Origin of the sequence: Sphingomonas glacialis, from assembly GCF_014653575.1 — a bacterium.
GTDB lineage: Bacteria > Pseudomonadota > Alphaproteobacteria > Sphingomonadales > Sphingomonadaceae > Sphingomonas > Sphingomonas glacialis.
The window spans coordinates 87046-103488 of the sequence record NZ_BNAQ01000006.1 but is presented as its reverse complement, the minus strand read 5'-3'; the positions used below and the strand labels follow the sequence as shown (position 1 = coordinate 103488).

Sequence of the window (16443 nt, the reverse complement as noted above, 5' to 3'; positions counted from 1 at the left end):
CCCCTTATTATAGGTGCTGGCTCAGCGCCGCAGCGTTTCGCTTCGATCGCGCACCGCCTTGAACTCGGATCCGTCCTTCCAGCGTGGCCAGCCCGATGTGTGGGCGAGTTCGTCGCCGATCTGACCGATCAAGCCAAGGTCCTGCACCGCACCGGCGAGGTTCCAGTCGGGGCTCCACTGGTCGCATGCCTGATGATAGCATTGCCCGGTATAGGCATCGATCCACGCCTGCCCGGCCTTGACGCCGCCTTGCTTGAGGTCGGTCGCGCCAGCAATTCCCATCATGAGCAACACCGGCACGCCGCGCTTGGCGAAGGAGAAGTGGTCGGCGCGGTAGAACAGCCCGCGTTCGGGCAAGCCTTCTGGCGTGATGCGGCGGCCCTGCGTCGCCGCGACGCGCGCCATATCGTCTTCGAGCGTATCCTGCCCCTTGCCCACCAGCACCACGTCGTTGCCGGCCCCCGCGGTTTGCAGGATGTCGATCGCGAGGTTGGCGACGGTCGTTTCGAGCGGGAAGACGGGGTGGGTGGCGTAATATTCGGACCCGAGCAACCCGCGCTCCTCGGCGGTCCAGGCGGCGAACACGACACTGCGATCGGGCGCAGGACCGGCCTTGATCGACCGGGCGATCTCGAGCAGCCCGGCGATGCCGAGCGCATCGTCGTTGGCGCCGGCGCGGTAGACGCGGCCCTGCGCATCGGGCGGGCCCTTGCCGTACGCATCCCAGTGCGCCCCGAACATCACGCTTTCCTGCGCGCGCTTCGTGCCGGCGATCCGCGCGAGCACGTTGTGGCTGTCGATCCGTTCGTGGGTGACCGGGATGCTCGCATCGAGCGTCACGCCGGGCAGCGGCACCGGCCGAAAACCGGGGTTTCGGGCGGTGACTTCCAGCGCGGCGAGATCGAGCCCCGCCGCGGTGAAGAGCGCGCTGGCGGCATCGCCGGCGATCCAGCCTTGCAAGCGCAGGCTGGTGACGTCCTCGGGCTTGCGCGCGATGTCGTAATTCTCGCCGCCCGGGCTGATAACGACGTTCCAGCCATACCCTGCGCCCGCGGTCTCATGCACGATCAGCGCACCGATCGCCCCGCGCCGCGCGGCTTCCTCGAACTTGTAGGTCCAGCGCCCGTAATAGGTCATCGTGCGGTCGCCGAACTTGCCCGCCGCGGGATCGCCCGGCTTGGCGGCGAAATCGGGGTCGTTGACGAGGAAGACGAGCACCTTGCCCTTCACGTCGACGCCCTTGAAATCGTCCCAGCCACGCTCGGGCGCGGTGACGCCGTAGCCGACGAAGATGAGCGGGGCCTTGGCGATCGTGGAGACGTCGTCGGGGCGGATCGTCGAGACATAGACCGAGCGCGATTGTTCGAGCGCGACCGCTGCCTTGGGCGTGTTGAAGCGCAGCACGCTGGGCGTTCCAAGCCGTGTGTGAAGCAACGGCACCGTCTGCACCCATTGTCCGTTGGGCCCACCGGGATCGAGCCCAAGCGCCTGGAAGCGCGCGATGAGATAGCCGACCGTTCGGTCTTCCCCCGCGGTTCCGGGCGCGCGGCCCTCGAACGTGTCCGACGCGAGCGTCTTGACCGTTTCGGTTAAGCGGGCGGGGTCGATCGTCTGCTTGGCAAAAGCGGGGGTGGCGCTCGCGAGGAGCGCGGCGAGCAAAGCGAGGGTGCGGAGCGTCATCGCCGCACTGTATCGCGCGCCTCTCGCAGCGCAACTGCGCGACGCTCGACCGTATGCGCCGTACCGACAAGGACAGATCCGCGTTGCACGGGACAGAGGAAGCGCGCGCTGCGCCGGTATGACCTTCGCCAGAGTCACCACCCGTAACGACTGTCTCCCATTTATCACAACATCTGCTGAAAAGGCCGATCCGGGCAGATTGCGCCTTGCCACCCCACGACAGATTGTTTCAGTTTCGTCGTATAGATCCGGAGAGGATGTCGCGAAGACGACAAACGGGGGATCGAATCATGCAAAAGTTGACGTCGCGATACTATGCAAGTGGTGCCATGCTCGCACTCGCTGCGGGGCTGGCGGTCGCACCGGCATCGGCGCAGACCGTGCCGGACAGCGCAGCGTCGGCGTCAGATCAGGACATCGTCGTCACCGGATCGCGCATCCGCCGCAGTCCGCTCGACCAGGACAAGCCGGTCATCACCGTCGATCAGACCGCGATCGCGCGGACCGGTCTCAGCTCGGTCGCCGACGTGCTGCAGCGCTTGCCGAGCGCGGGCGGTGGTCTCAACACCAAGGTCAACAATGCCGGCAATATCGGCGGCCCGCCCGATGGCACGGGGGTGAGCTCGGGCGCGGCGGAGATCGACTTGCGCTATCTCGGCGCCAAGCGGACGCTCGTGCTCGTCGATGGCCTGCGCTACGTCAACGGGTCGTCGGCGGGGGGCATCCCGGCGTCGGTCGATCTCAACGAAATTCCGATGAACTCGATCGAACGGATCGAAGTGCTGCAATCGGGCGCATCGCCGCTCTATGGCACCGACGCGGTCGCAGGCGTCGTCAACATCATCACCAAGCAGAACCAGAAGGGTCTGCGGGCCAACGCCCAGTTCGGCACCTTCCGGCAGGGCGACGGCCACACGCAGAATTACGAACTGAGCTACGGCATCCAGAAGCCCGAAAGCGGGACGTCGGTGGTGCTCGGCGGCTATTACACCAAGCAGGAAGCGGTCAGCACCGCCAACCGCGCGATTTCGCAATTTCCGTCGGCGGGTGCCGTCTCTTGCGCCGACCCGGCCTTTGCCGCGAGTGGCGGGGTGGGATGCAGCGGTTCGCCGCCGCTCGGGCGCTACCGTGTGCTCGGCCAGAACCTGACACTCAGGGCGCCAGTTATCGGCCGCACTGCGACGCTTGCCGATTTCAAGACCTTTACCGATGCCGACCGCTTCAATTTCGCGCCGTTCAACTATCTGCTTACGCCGTCCGAGCGCTACGGCGGGTTCCTCAACTTCAAGCAAGCGCTGAGCGATGCGGTTAACATGCGCGTCAAGCTGGTGTACAACCACCGGCATTCGCGGACCCAGGCGGCGTTCCTTCCGCTCGTGATCGGACCGGGCGCTGGCAACGGCAACCTGCTCGACCGGATCTCGGTCGATGCGAGCAACCCGTTCAACCCGTTCGGCGTCACGCTTTCATCGGGCGTCAACCTCGACGGTACGCCGTCGGGGCGCCCGGCGAACTACGTCGCGATCAACCGGCGTTTCGTCGAGGGCGGCCAGCGCGTCTTCACGCAGGATGTCGATACCTTCTCGGGCACGGTGACGCTCGACGGCTCGTTCCATATCGGCGACCATAAATGGTTCTGGGACGCGAACGCGGTCTACGGGCTCAACGACGCGCACCAGCTCTTCACCGGCAACGTCAACGCCGCCAAGCTCGCGCAAGCGCTCGGGCCGGTGTCGCAATGCACCGGGGCGTGCGTGCCGTTCAACATTTTCGGCGGCGCGACGGTCGGCGGGGCCGGTTCGATCACCCCGGCGATGCTCTCCTTCGTGACCTTCGACCAGCGCGACAAGAGCCAGCAGGAGCTCAACGATTTCAGCGCCAATCTGTCGGGTGCGCTGTTCACGCTCCCTGCGGGCGATGTCGGCGTGGCGATCGGCTATGAGCATCGCGACCAGGGCGCGAGCTACGATCCTGATCCCGTGATCGTTGCCGGGCTAGGCGCCGACGTCCCGACCCAGCCAAGCCGCGGCCGCTTCAACGTCGACGAGATTTACGGCGAGCTGCGCGTGCCGATCCTCACCAACACGCCGTTCTTCCAGAAGCTCGAATTCGACGGTGCGGTGCGCCATTCGAACTATTCGACCTTCGGCAGCAACACCGTGTTCACCGCATCGGGCTTGTGGAAGCCGACGGCAGACCTGCTGTTGCGCGGCGGCTATGCCGAGAGCCTGCGCGCGCCGAGCATCGGCGAGCTTTACGCCGGCGCGTCGCGATCGGACCAGACGATCCAGGATCCGTGCACCAGCGGGCTCGGCGGATCGTTCCAGACGAACGCGACCGTCAAGGCGAACTGCATCGCCAATGGCGTGCCCGCAAATGGCAGCTATGCCGAGCCCGCCGGGCAGATCGGCGTGTTCTCCGGGGGTAACGTCAAGCTCAAGCCGGAAACCGCGGTGACCTGGACCGCAGGCGGGGTGTACAGCCCGTCCTGGGCGCGGGGCGGCATCGCCAGCGTGCTCAGCCTCGAGGTCAATTACTACGCGATCAGCTTGAGCAACGCGATCGACTCGGCGCCCGCGTCGCTGATCCTGTCGCGTTGCGCGTTCAATGCCGATGCCGCGAGCTGTGCGCTCGTCAAGCGCACGACCGTGGGCACCATCGCATCGGTGGGGGCTGTCTTGCAGAACCTCAACTCGATCAAGACCGACGGGCTCGACGGCACGTTCCTCTACCGCACGCCGCAGATCCACGGCGGAACCGCCGGGCTCAGCGTCAACGCCGCGTACCTGCTGAAGTATGACGCGCTGCTCCCGACCGGCTTGCAGCAATGCGTCGGGAAAGAGCGCTGCCTCTCGGTCGACCAGGCGTTCCCGCGCTTCAAGCTCAATGCAACGGTCGATTTTGCGACGCCTGCGTTCGGGGCGTCGTTCACCGGTCGCTACATCAGCGCGGTGACCGAGAACAATGCGACCAAACACCGGATGGCGCCGACCTCCTATGGCGATATCCAGCTGTATCTGTCGCCCGCGTGGATGCAGAAGTTCAAGCTCGTTGCCGGCGTGAACAACGTCTTCAACAAGCAGCCGCCGGTCTGCATCACGTGCGACGGCGCGAACTTCGATGCGACGACCTACGATGTCCCCGGCCAGTTCGGCTATCTGCGGCTGTCGTACGGCTTCTGAGGCATCGGTCGGAGCGATCGACCGACGAGGATTGATCTTGTCGCCGCCCTGGCAAGCGGCGACAAGGGCTGATGGCCCATCCTGTTCTGCTGACGGTGCGCGCGCTCGCGAAAAGCGTTCCCGGACCGCGATCGCTGTTTCATGCGCTCGATCTCGAGGTGGCGGCGGGGGAGATCGTCGCGATCACCGGCGAATCGGGTGTCGGCAAATCGACGTTGCTCAATATCCTCGCCGGGCTCGACGATGCCGATACCGGCGAAGTGGCGATCGAGGGTGTCGTGCTCGGCGCGCTTGGGGAGACGGCGCGCACGCGGTTGCGGCGCGAGCGGATCGGCTTCGTCTTCCAGGCCTTCCACATCCTCCCCTATCTGACCTTGCGCCAGAACGTCGCCTTGCCACTCGCCTTGGTGTCGGCTGACGGCGCGGCGGCGCAGGCCGAGGCGGAGGCGATGCTCGTCGCGGTCGGGCTTGGCGGGCGCGGCGAAGGCTATGCGCGCGATCTGTCGGGCGGAGAATTGCAGCGCGTCGCGATCGCGCGCGCGCTGGTCCACCGCCCGGCACTGATCCTCGCCGACGAGCCGACCGGCAACCTCGATCCCGAGACCGCTTCGCGCGTCCTGACGCTCTTCGCCAATGCTGCGCGAGACCGCGGCGCGGCGGCGGTGATGGTCACGCATTCCGATGCCACTGCTGCGATCGCCGACCGCGTGCTGACGCTCACCGCCGACGGGCTGGTCGCGCGTGCGCGCTGAGCCCGGCCTGTGGTCGGGACGGCTGGCGCTCGGCTGGCTGATCGGCGGCGAGTGGCGCTTTCACCCGGCGCGTTTCCTCGTCACCGCGCTGGCGATCGCGGTGGGGGTTGCGCTCGGCTTTGCGGTGCACCTCGTCAATGGTTCGGCGCTGGCGTCGTTCGACAGCGCGGTACGCGGGGTCAATGGCAGCGCCGACCTGAGTGTCAAGGCGACGAGCCGGCTCGGCTTCGACGAACGTCTCTACCCGCGCGTCGCCAGCGCGACGGGCGTCGTGGACGCAAGTCCGGTCGTCCAGCTCGACGCGCGGATCGGGACGGCACGCGTGACGCTGCTCGGGCTCGACATTCTCCGCGCCGCAGCGGTGACGCCGACGCTGATCGGGGTTGGTACGCAAGCGGCGAATGGGGTCGGCGGCGATGTCTTCGACGAAGCGAGCGTGTTCCTGTCGCGCACTGCGCTCGAGCGGATCGGGGCAAGACTGGGTGCGGTCGTCACGGTCGAGGCGAACGGACGCGCGGTCCCGCTGCGGATTGCGGGAACGCTGCCGGGGGTGGCCGACGGCAGTGCGGTCGCGGTGATCGACATTGCCGCGGCGCAGTGGAAGTTCGACCGGATCGGACGGCTCGATCGGCTCGACGTGGCGGTGGCGGATCGCGCAGCGGCGGAAGGTGCGCTCGCCAAGCTCCTGCCGGGCGACGCCGTCGTCTCGAGCGCGCAGGCGCAGAGTTCGCAGGGCGATGCGCTGTCGCGCGCGTACCGCGTCAATCTCGACATGCTCGCGCTCGTCGCGTTGCTGACCGGCGGCTTCCTCGTCTATTCGGCGCAGTCGCTGTCGGTCGTCCGACGCCAGCGCGCGTTCGCGTTGCTGCGCACGCTCGGCATGCCGCGCGGCGGGGTGATCGCCGCGGTCGTCGCCGAGGGCGTGGCGATCGGCGTGATCGGATCGGGCCTCGGGCTGGCGGCAGGCTATGGCCTTGCCTGGGCCGCGGTGCAGTGGCTCGGCGGCGATCTGGGCGCCGGCTATTTCCGCGGGGCCGGGGCAGGGGTGGTGTTCCAGCCCTGGGCCGCGCTCGGCTTTTTCGCGATCGGCCTGCTCGCGGCGATCGTCGGGAGCGCGGTGCCGGCGCGGCTGGCGGCGCGCGCGGCACCTGCCGCGGCGCTCAAGAACGCCGGCGACGTGCTCGATCCGCGGCAGCGCGTGGCGTGGTGGCCCGCCGCGCTGTTGCTGCTGACGGGGGGCGTGGTGTCGCTGCTGCCGCCTATCGCGCACTTGCCGGTGTTCGGCTTTGTCGGGATGGCGCTGTTGCTCGCCGGGGGCATAGCGGGCGTGCCGTGGTTCGCCCGCGCGCTGCTCGCGCCGCTCGCCGCGCGCGCGATCGGAACCGTCCCGCGCCAGCTCGCGATCCGGCATTTGCACGGTGCGCCGGGCGAGGCCGCGACAGCGCTGTGCGGCATCGTCGCCTCGACTGCGCTGATGATTGCGATGGCGACGATGGTCACGAGCTTCCGCGGCGCGGTCGACGACTGGCTCGGCGATGTGCTCAGCGCCGATCTCTACATGCGCACCAATGCCGGCGCGAGCTTCGACCCCGCAACGCGCGCGACGCTCGCCGCGACGCCGGGCGTTGCGCGTCTCGCCTTCGGGCGACAGCTCCAGCTGACCATCGCACCCGATCGTCCCGCGATCGCGCTTGTCGCGCGGCCAACGCCCGACGCCGGGGATCGACAGTTGGTGCTGATCGCGCGCGCCGATGCGCTTCCGGCGGGCGTTCCACCGATATGGGTGTCGGAACCGGCGGAGCGGCTTTACGGCTGGCACCCCGGCGCCGTGATCCGCTTGCCGATCGGCGGCGGCACGCGCTTTGCGGTCGCGGGAGTGTGGCGCGACTATGCCCGGCAAGGCGGGGCGGTGCTGATCGATGCGGCGGCGTATCAGCGCTTGACCGGTGACACTGGGCGCGACGAGGCGTCGGTCACGCTCGAGCCGGGCAGCGACGCTGCCGCAGTGACGCAGCGGCTGCGCGCGCGGCTGAGCCCGGCGCTGCGCGACCAAGTCGACATCACGCAGCCGGCGACGCTGCGCCGCTTCGCGCTGACGCTGTTCGACCGGAGCTTTGCCGTGACCTATCTGCTCGAGGCGATTGCGATCCTGGTCGGGCTGGCGGGCGTGGCGGCGACGATGTCGGCGCAGACGCTGGCGCGCGAACGCGAGTTCGGGATGCTCCGCCATCTTGGCCTGACGCGGCGTCAGCTCGGGGCGATGCTCGCGACCGAGGGGGCGATCGTCGGGCTGACGGGTGCGCTGGCGGGGATCGGGCTCGGTCTCGTGCTGTCGCAGGTGCTGATCCATGTCATCAACCCGCAATCGTTCAATTGGACGATGGCGACGCGCGTGCCCGTTGGGACGCTGGTCGCGGTGGCGGCCGCGCTCACCGGGGCGGCGGCGGTGACCGCGCTGCTGGCAGGGCGGCGCGCGACGTCGCGCAGCGCGGTGCAATCGGTACGGGAGGATTGGTGATGCGCGTCTCCCCGTTCATGGCAATCCTCGCCGCGGCAAGCCTGACCGCCTCCGCGCCGGCGCCCTATCCCGTAGTGAAGCCCGGCATCACGTTGCGCTTCCCGCGCGATCACGGCGCGCATCCGCCGTTCCGCACCGAATGGTGGTACGTGACGGGCTGGCTGCGCACCGCCGACGGCGCCGATCTCGGCTTCCAGGTCACGTTCTTCCGCACGCGGCCGCCGGTCGATCCGGCTAATCCGAGCCGCTTTGCCGCCGGGCAAGTGCTCTTCGCCCACGCCGCGCTGTCCGACCCGCGGATTGGGCGGTTGCTCCACGGCGAGCGCTCCGCCCGCGCCGGGTTTGGCCTTGCAGGTGCAAGCCCCGCCGATGCCGATGTCACGATCCGCGACTGGCGGCTCCGCCGCAGCACCGACGGGCATTGGGCGACGCAGGTGGCCGCGCGCGACTTCGCGCTTGCGCTCGCCTTCGCGCCGACCCAGCCGCCGCTGCCGCAGGGCGCGGGGGGCTATAGCCGGAAGGGCCCGGAAGCTGGTGCAGCGAGCTATTATTATTCGATCCCGCACCTCAAGGTCTCGGGCCAGGTGCGGCGCGGCGCCAAGTCGGTCGCGGTGACCGGCGAGGCGTGGCTCGATCGCGAATGGTCGTCCAACTATCTGCAGGGCGAGGCGCAGGGCTGGGACTGGACCGGCCTCAACTTCGATGACGGCAGCGCGCTGATGGCGTTCCGCATCAGGCGCAAGACGGGCGGCACGCTATGGGCGGGGGGATCGCTGCGCCGCGCCGACGGCACGACGGTCGTGCTCGCGCCGGGCGACGTGGCGTTCCGCCCGCAGGCCCGGTGGCGCAGCCCGGTGACGGGCGCGGTCTATCCGGTGGCGCAGGAGCTCAGCGTGCGGTTGCCCGACGGCGTGCACCGCTGGCCGCTCACCCCGCTGTTCGCGGCGCAGGAACTCGACGCGCGGCGCAGCGGTCTGCCGGTCTATTGGGAGGGCGCGGTGCGGACGACGGGCGGGCGCGGCTATCTCGAGCTGACGGGCTATGACCGCGCATTGAAGATGTGACGTCTTACGCGGTAAGGTGCGTTGCCAAGCGGCGCATCCTTGTGGATGATGCGCCATGCCCCCATCCCCCCAATCCGACGGCGCGCTCGAAGCGCGCATTGCCGCCGACCCGCGATACGCCGCGCTCGTGCGCGACCGGCAGCGCTTTTCGTGGACGCTCACCGCGATCACCGTGGTCGTCTATAGCAGCTTCATTTCGCTCATCGCGTTCGACAAGCCGCTGATGGCGCAGCCGATCGGCGGCGGCACGATCAGCCTCGCTGTAGTGCTCGGCGCGGCGATGCTGATCGGCACGGTGGCGATTTGCGCGGTCTATGTCCGGCGCGCGAACGGCGAATACGACGCCCGACTCGCCGAGCTGCTCGCGAGCGTCGCCGCGTGACGCGCAACCTGTGGTGGACCGCCGGCCTGCTTGCGTTGCTCGGCTGGGCGACCGGCGCGACCGCGGCGATCGGCGGCGCGATCCAGCGCCAGCCGACGAACTGGACCGCGATCCTGATGTTCGCAGGGTTTGTCGGGATCACGCTGTTCATCACCGGCGCGGCTGCCCGGCGGACTCGGACGGTCTCCGATTTCTATACCGGGGGCGGCATCACCGGCTTCCAGAACGGCCTGGCGATGGCGGGCGACTATTGCTCGGCGGCGTCGTTTCTCGGGATCACGTCGCAGATCTTCAACGATGGCTATGACGGGCTGATCTACGCGATCGGCTTCCTCGTCGGCTGGCCGATCGTGTTGTTCCTGGTGGCCGAGAAGCTGCGCAACCTCGGCCAGTTCACCTTCGCCGATGTCGCCTCGTACCGCTTCCTCCAGGGCCCGGTGCGCAGCTTTGCGGCGCTGAGCACGCTGCTCGTCGTCTCCTTCTATCTCATCGCGCAGATGGTTGGTGCCGGGCAGCTCGTCCAGCTGCTGTTCGGTCTGCCGTATCTTTATGCGATCACCGTCGTCGGCGGGTTGATGATGATCTACGTCCTGTTCGGCGGGATGCGCGCGACGTCGTGGGTGCAGATCATCAAGGCGGTGATGCTGCTGTGCGGTGCGAGCTTCCTCGTGCTCGGCGTGATGGCGCATGTCGGCTTCTCGTTCGAGACGCTGTTCGCCCGCGCCGTCGCGATCAAGACTCGACTGGCACTCGAAAGCGGTCTTTCGCCCGCCGATGCGGCGGCCAAGGGACGTGCGATCATGGGGCCGGGCGGGTTCATCAAGGATCCGATCTCGGCGCTGTCGTTCGGCTTCGCGCTGATGCTCGGCACTGCCGGGCTGCCGCACATCCTGATGCGCTTTTTCACCGTTCCTGACGCGCGCGAGGCGCGCAAGTCGATCATGTGGGCGACCGTCTGGATCGGCTATTTCTACGCGCTCACCTTCGTCCTCGGCTTCGGCGCGATCGTGATGATCTCGTTCAATCCGGACTATGTCGGCGTGGACGGGCTCTTGCGCGGCGGCAACAACATGGCGGTGATGCACCTCGCGCATGCGATCGGCGGCAATCTGTTCCTCGGCTTCATCTCGGCGGTCGCTTTCGCGACGATCCTCGCGGTGGTGGCGGGGCTGACGCTATCGGCGGCGTCGGCGATCTCGCACGACATCTATGCGAGCGTGCTCCGCAAGGGCGATGCCGATCCGGTCAAGGAGCTGCGCGTGTCGCGGATCACGACGATCCTGCTCGGGATCTCGGCGATCATCCTCGGCGTCGTGTTCGAAAAGCAGAACGTCGCCTTCATGGTCAGCCTCGCCTTCGCGCTCGCCGCGTCGGGCAACTTCCCGGTGCTGGTGATGTCGCTGCTGTGGAAGGGCTGCACCACCAAGGGCGCGGCATGGGGCGGCGCGATCGGCCTGCTGGCGGCGTTCGGCCTGACGGTCGTGTCGCCGGTGATCTGGGTAGCGGTGTTCGGGTTCGACCACGCGATCTTCCCGTACAGCTCGCCGGCTTTGTTCTCGGTGCCGGCCGGGTTCTTCGCGATCTGGTTGATTTCGACGCTCGACCGGTCGCCCCGCGCGGCGATCGACCGGGCGGCTTATCCAGCGCAGCGCCTGCGGTCCGAAACCGGCATCGGCGTCCACGACTCGGTCGCGCACTGAGCGGGAGGGACGCGCCGCCGGTTTGGTGGCGAGCGGTGCGCAAGCGGGGGTGCTGCAAGTCGCGGAGCGTGGTGCCGCCGCGACTTGCAGCCCATTCGCGCATCGGGATCCGGTCGGGTCCCGATGCGCGACGATGGATCAGCCGTTCAGCGCATCCTTGAGCGCCTTGGCGGGCGCGAAGCCGAGCTTCTTCGACGCTGCGATCTGGATCGTCTCGCCGTTCGAAGGGTTGCGGCCTTCGCGTGCGGGGCTGTCCTTGACCTTGAACTTGCCGAACCCGGCAAGCGCGATCTCTTCACCGGCCTGCGCCGCTTCGGTGATCGCTGCGAAGACGCTATCGACGATCGCCTTGGCGTCGGTCTTGGGGATGCCGTGTGCGGTGGCGATTTTTTCGTTCAGGTCGGCATTGTTCATGAGACATGTCCTGCAGAAGAAAGGGAGCCGGCGCCCTAACGAGCGATCCGCGCCGTGACCAGTGGGTGTGTGACGGACAGCGCCCGGATTCGGTGCGGTTTGTGCGCAAAATCGGTGGATGCGAGGCGCAAAGACCGCAAATGCGTGGTTAACTGCGGGCGGTGGGCGCCGCGGCCGGCCGAGCGCGGCTCACTCCCCGAATCCGACGAAAACCGCGGCGTCCGCGACCGATCGGCGCTCGGAGACGACGGCGTTCGCGGGGAATTCGGCGTCGGGCCAGCCCAGCGCGATGCTCTTCATGATGACCTGATCGTCGGGGATCCCGGCATGCTCGCGAACGACCGGCGATTGCATGATCCCCTGACTGTTGATCACGGTGCCGAGTCCGCGCGACCAGGCGGCGTTGACCAGCGCGGTCGCGACCGCGCCGCAGTCGAACGCGGTGTCGTCGCTCTCGGCGAGGTCGCGATCGTAGGTGATGATGACGCAGATCGGCGCGTCGAACTGCCGAAAGCCGCGCATCACCCAGTCCTGCCGCGCATCCTTGTCGTCGCGCGCGATGCCCATCGCGGCGAAGAGCTGCTTGGCGACGCCGATCTGGCGATCGCGATGCGGGCCGGCGAACGCGGTCCCGGTGCGGAATTCGCGCGATTGCGGGATTCCCGCCACCATCCGTTCGGTGTTGCCGGCGCGGATCGCATCGAGCGCGCTGCCGCCGATGACGTAGAAATGATACGGCTGGGTGTTCATCGACGAGGGCGCACGCATCGCCAGCATCAGGATCTCCTCGATCAGCGGCCGCGGCACCGGGTCGGGGCGATAGCCGCGGATGCTGCGCCGTCCGAGGATCACATCGTCAAAGTCCATGGGAACTCCTTTTCGAGGGGTGGCGACGCCGCGTCACGCGCTAAGATCTCGCGCCACGCCGCAAGCAGGGCCGAAGCCCCGGGTACGGGAAGCGCCAGCCGGGAAACCGCACGCCCCATCACCCGAACGGATGGCGAAGCCGACGAAAAAGTCCGCGCTTGGCGACGCTTTCGAAGATTTCGGACGGGTTTTCTGGGTCGAGCACCTCATTGTCGGCGAGCCAAGCTTCGACCTCGCTGAGATCGGGGATTTCGTACGGCCGCAGCGATCGGCCCGTGCCGCGCAGCGCCTCGATCGTCGCGATCAGCGAGCCGCTTGAGTCGATCTGCGCGGCAACCGTGGCGACCGACACGCCGAGATGCTCCGCGATGAGGCCATCGCGGATCGCGCGAATGGCAGCGGCGCCTTCGTCGCCGGCGTCGATCGTCACGTCGCATTCGGTGTCGAGGCCCAGCGAGCGATTGTTCATGTTCGCCGATCCGATCCGGAGCATGCGCCCATCGACGATCATCACCTTGGCGTGGACATAGATCGGCGTGCCCTTCTCGGTGAACGGATGGTACAGCCGGAGCCGGCCGTGGGGGTCGCGCTGCTTCAGCGCAGCGACGAGGCGCGCGCGCGCTGTGTCCATCGCGAGCGGCTCGAGCCAGCCCTGCGCGTGCTCGGGATTGATGATCACGATCTCGGGACCATCGGCTTCGGCCAGCCGCGCCGCAATCGCCTCGGCGATCTTGCGCGACGCGAAATACTGGCTTTCGGCATAGATCGAGACTTTCGCCGACGCGATCTGCGCGACGAACAAATGCTCGATCTCGCGAATTTCGGGGCAGTCGGGCATGTCGGGCGAAGTTCGGGCAATCCCGACCTGAACCTGCTCGAACTCGGTTGCCAGCTCCTTGGGCCAACAGCGCCCCGGCGTATCGGCCGCCTCGACCGGGTCGAGCGGGTGCCCGCCAGCATGTTCCCAGCGGTCGCGGGCGAGCTCGCCCAGCGCCGCCGCAACGGGGCCCTGCAACGCGGTCGTCGCATCGTGCCAGGGCGTATAGGGTTTGCCATTGGCCAGTACACGGCGTGGCTCGACATCGCGGTGATGCCGCGTGTCCCACCGCTCGCTCGTCATGTCGATCCCGCCGCAGAATGCGAAACAATCGTCGATCACGACGATCTTCTGGTGATGCGAACCGCCGGTCGGGTGGAAACTGTCGAGCTTGGTATGGATCCGCGGATGCTGCATCCACCGCGCCAGCGTGAGGATGTTCGAGCCGCGCACGAGCGTCTTGAGCGCGCCGACGTCCCACCGCAGCAGGAAGATCTCGAGCTCGGGATTGCGCTCGGCGAGCCAATAGATGAAGTCGCCGACCGCCTCCGGCTCGCCGGCTTCACGGTCAGATCCGACGAGGTGGATGCGTGCGTCGAAATCCCAGCCGATCAGCATGATCCGACGACGCGCCTGAAGCATCGCCAGCCGGGCGTTCTTGAAATAGTCCTCGGCGTCGATGAGCACGCTCATCCGGGTTGCCTCAGCGACGCGCCAGAATGCGTTGTTGTCCAAGCCCACGCGATGTCTTCCCAATTGCGTCGTGTAACGATCCGTCCAAAGGCTGATTGGCCAAGGTCGGCTCCACACGCAATCGCTTCTTATCAGACTCGCGTCACGCAGCCCTAAAGGTCTTGTGGCAGCTCGCTCAGAAATGCCGGGCTGAATCGCTGTCGGCTACGGCGATTCAGTCGCCGCCAACCGTCAGAGCCGGCTTGCTTGCATCGGCCTTGCCGGTGAGGCCCGGCACCTCGTCGAGTTGGCGCAGATCGGTAAATCGACCACGCTCGCCGCGATAGCGCACGATCTCGAATCCGTGGCCTTGCAATCCCGGCACTTGGTCGAGTTCCTGGGCGCTGGCGGTGTTCACGTCGATGAGGGGTGCCGTGCTCATAGATTTGCCTGCTCGTCCTCGGGGAGGGTCGCGTCGGGTCCGTAATAGAGGGTAGCGCATTCATCGGCGAGGCAGCCGCCCTCGATCGTGATGTCGTCGCGATAGGCATCCTGGATGAAGCCCAGCGTATCGACGTGGCGCGCCTCGAAATACATCGGGTGGACATCGTCCCGGCCCGCCCCGAAGACGACGCGCCCGACCTTCGACCAGATCGAGGCCATCGTGCACATGCCGCACGGCTGCAGCGTCGAATACAGCGTCGCGCCGCGCAGTTCGAGTTCGCCCGTGTCTTCGCAGGCTCGGCGGATCGCCATCATTTCCGCATGTGCGGTCGCATCGGGCAGTTCGTGCGTCTGGTTGCGCTCGGCTGCGATGACCTTGCCATCAAGCACGATTACGCACCCGAGCGGCGAGGTTGACGGGTCCGAACCCTTCGACCGCGCGACCTCGATCGCCATGCGCATATACATCTCATCGTCATTCGCGTGCATCGGAATCTCCTTGGTGAAGGCGCAACGCACATCGCGCGAAATCGACGCGTCAGGCGGCGAGCGCATAGCGACGGCAATGGTCGAGATAGCCCGCCTCATGGCTGCCAGCGAGCGATACGACGCTTTCCCAGAGCCACGACGGCGTGTCGATCGCACCGCGACGGTCGGCCTCGAGCACGGTGATCCACGCCTCGCGCGTCGCGCTGTCCATTTGCCGGGCGTGGGCCTTGCCGACGACGAAGGCGAGATAGCGCGCCGAGCGAACGGCTTCTGCATGGTTGAACTGGTCGACCTCGAGCTTGAGATCCTGCGGCGCCAGTTCGCGGATGAACAGCGACCGGCCGAGCATGCGAACCGCCTTCATCCGGGTGCCCAGATGCGGCGAGAGCGCGCGCGCCGCGGCGACGACGCGGTCGCCATTGTCCGCGGGCATGGCCGCGGCGGCGGCGGCGGGTGCGATCGGCGCGGTTGCTTCCTTCAAATCGACCAGCGCGTACGACCAGCGCCCCTTGCTCGTCTTCATCCCGACGATCGCAGCATAGCGGAGCAGCCCGAGCGAACTGCAGCCCTTCATCCAATATGCGGCATCGACCAGGCGCACTTCGCGATCGGCGGGCTTGCCCTTCATCGACAGGATGAGGTGCGCGACAGCAGGATCGGCGAAGAGCTGTTCGAGCGCGGCACGCTCGTCTGCGGCCAGCGCCCAGAACTTCTTGCCGAGCGGGATGCGCGGCTCGATCGCTTCGAGCCGCTCCTTGGCGAGATGCCGCCAGCGCCGGCCCAGCGCCGCACGCTTGATGCTGCGGACGACCTCGGGCTCGACGCCCGGGTCGCCGCTGGTCGGATCGTGAATGGCGGCGGCATAGCCATCGATCATTTCTTCCATCATCCGGGCGGTGGTGACGCCGGGCAGATCCGACCCGCGCGCCGCAGTCGCCAGGGACAGGCCAAGCCGGATGAGATCGTGCGCGGGATTGCCGATGACGGCCTGATCCAAGTCGCGGATCTGGATTTCGACCCGCCCGTCGCCATTGGCGAGGGGGCCGAGATTGCCGAGATGGCAGTCGCCGCAAATCCAGATCGCCGGACCTTCGGGCACGCGGCGCGCGGCAGGCGAGCCCGCGAGCCACTCGTAGAATTTGGCGGTGTTTCCGCGAACATAGGCGTGCGCCGAGCGCGCCATCTTCAGTGTGCGTGTGGCTTCGAGAACGGCGGTACGGTCGGTAGGCAGGGGCATCGTCAGGCGGACCTCGGTGAGTGGCGATCGCATCAACGCGCATCGGCCGCATTTGTAACGCAGTGTTGCGGAAGTGTTGGGACGCCGGGGAAAACGTCGGGAATTTGTCCGCGACGCGCGCGTCGAGCGGGGCGATGCAGCCAGGCCGCAGCTTCGGCATCGAAACGCCGCGGGGGCGGGGGGACACCGCCGCGGACCGATCCGCGCCCGCGTAAAAGATCGCTC

Annotated in this window: 13 protein-coding genes; 6 read left to right on the top strand and 7 right to left on the bottom strand. The window is 67.5% G+C overall.

Going from position 1 to position 16443, the window contains the following annotated elements; translation table 11 throughout:
- Positions 1 to 21: 21 nt before the first annotated feature.
- Positions 22 to 1680, bottom strand: a complete 1659-nt coding sequence (locus tag IE187_RS17355; RefSeq protein ID WP_189677281.1) for a M20/M25/M40 family metallo-hydrolase — start codon at positions 1678 to 1680, stop codon at positions 22 to 24.
- Between the two features lie 290 nt (positions 1681 to 1970).
- Between IE187_RS17355 and IE187_RS17350 the strand changes: the two genes are divergently transcribed.
- The 6 genes from IE187_RS17350 (at position 1971) to IE187_RS17325 (ending at position 11278) form a co-directional block, all read left to right on the top strand.
- A complete protein-coding gene (locus tag IE187_RS17350) occupies positions 1971 to 4862 on the top strand; it encodes a TonB-dependent receptor domain-containing protein (RefSeq protein WP_189677280.1) in 2892 nt (963 codons plus the stop codon).
- 71 nt (positions 4863 to 4933) lie between these two features.
- Positions 4934 to 5614 carry an ABC transporter ATP-binding protein gene (locus tag IE187_RS17345; RefSeq protein ID WP_189677279.1) on the top strand — a complete coding sequence of 227 codons (681 nt, stop codon included), beginning with the start codon at positions 4934 to 4936 and terminating at the stop codon, positions 5612 to 5614.
- Positions 5604 to 8132 carry an FtsX-like permease family protein gene (locus tag IE187_RS17340; RefSeq protein ID WP_189677278.1) on the top strand — a complete coding sequence of 843 codons (2529 nt, stop codon included), beginning with the start codon at positions 5604 to 5606 and terminating at the stop codon, positions 8130 to 8132. The genes IE187_RS17345 and IE187_RS17340 overlap by 11 nt, the downstream gene beginning before the upstream one ends.
- On the top strand, positions 8132 to 9196 hold the full coding sequence (locus tag IE187_RS17335) for a lipocalin-like domain-containing protein (protein ID WP_189677277.1): 1065 nt from the start codon (positions 8132 to 8134) through the stop codon (positions 9194 to 9196). Before IE187_RS17340 ends, IE187_RS17335 begins: the two co-directional genes overlap by 1 nt.
- A 55-nt stretch (positions 9197 to 9251) precedes the next feature.
- Complete coding sequence (locus IE187_RS17330) at positions 9252 to 9578, top strand: DUF485 domain-containing protein (RefSeq protein WP_189677276.1); 327 nt, start codon at positions 9252 to 9254, stop codon at positions 9576 to 9578.
- Positions 9575 to 11278 carry a cation acetate symporter gene (locus IE187_RS17325; RefSeq protein WP_189677275.1) on the top strand — a complete coding sequence of 568 codons (1704 nt, stop codon included), beginning with the start codon at positions 9575 to 9577 and terminating at the stop codon, positions 11276 to 11278. Before IE187_RS17330 ends, IE187_RS17325 begins: the two co-directional genes overlap by 4 nt.
- Positions 11279 to 11416: 138 nt before the next feature.
- Here IE187_RS17325 and IE187_RS17320 read toward each other — a convergent pair whose 3' ends face one another.
- The 6 genes from IE187_RS17320 to IE187_RS17295 all read right to left on the bottom strand — a co-directional run bounded on the left by IE187_RS17320 (position 11417) and on the right by IE187_RS17295 (position 16218).
- Positions 11417 to 11692 carry an HU family DNA-binding protein gene (locus IE187_RS17320; protein ID WP_133187930.1) on the bottom strand — a complete coding sequence of 92 codons (276 nt, stop codon included), beginning with the start codon at positions 11690 to 11692 and terminating at the stop codon, positions 11417 to 11419.
- A 189-nt stretch (positions 11693 to 11881) separates the two neighbouring features.
- Positions 11882 to 12559, bottom strand: coding sequence for a nitroreductase (locus IE187_RS17315; RefSeq protein ID WP_189677274.1), 678 nt, complete (start codon positions 12557 to 12559; stop codon positions 11882 to 11884).
- A 118-nt stretch (positions 12560 to 12677) separates the two neighbouring features.
- Complete coding sequence (locus tag IE187_RS17310) at positions 12678 to 14069, bottom strand: phospholipase D-like domain-containing protein (RefSeq protein WP_189677273.1); 1392 nt, start codon at positions 14067 to 14069, stop codon at positions 12678 to 12680.
- A 214-nt stretch (positions 14070 to 14283) separates the two neighbouring features.
- Positions 14284 to 14490 carry a helix-hairpin-helix domain-containing protein gene (locus IE187_RS17305; protein ID WP_189677272.1) on the bottom strand — a complete coding sequence of 69 codons (207 nt, stop codon included), beginning with the start codon at positions 14488 to 14490 and terminating at the stop codon, positions 14284 to 14286.
- Positions 14487 to 14981, bottom strand: a complete 495-nt coding sequence (locus tag IE187_RS17300) for a nucleoside deaminase (RefSeq protein WP_133187938.1) — start codon at positions 14979 to 14981, stop codon at positions 14487 to 14489. Before IE187_RS17300 ends, IE187_RS17305 begins: the two co-directional genes overlap by 4 nt.
- 49 nt (positions 14982 to 15030) lie before the next feature.
- Complete coding sequence (locus IE187_RS17295; RefSeq protein ID WP_189677457.1) at positions 15031 to 16218, bottom strand: DUF2252 family protein; 1188 nt, start codon at positions 16216 to 16218, stop codon at positions 15031 to 15033.
- Positions 16219 to 16443 lie beyond the last annotated feature (225 nt).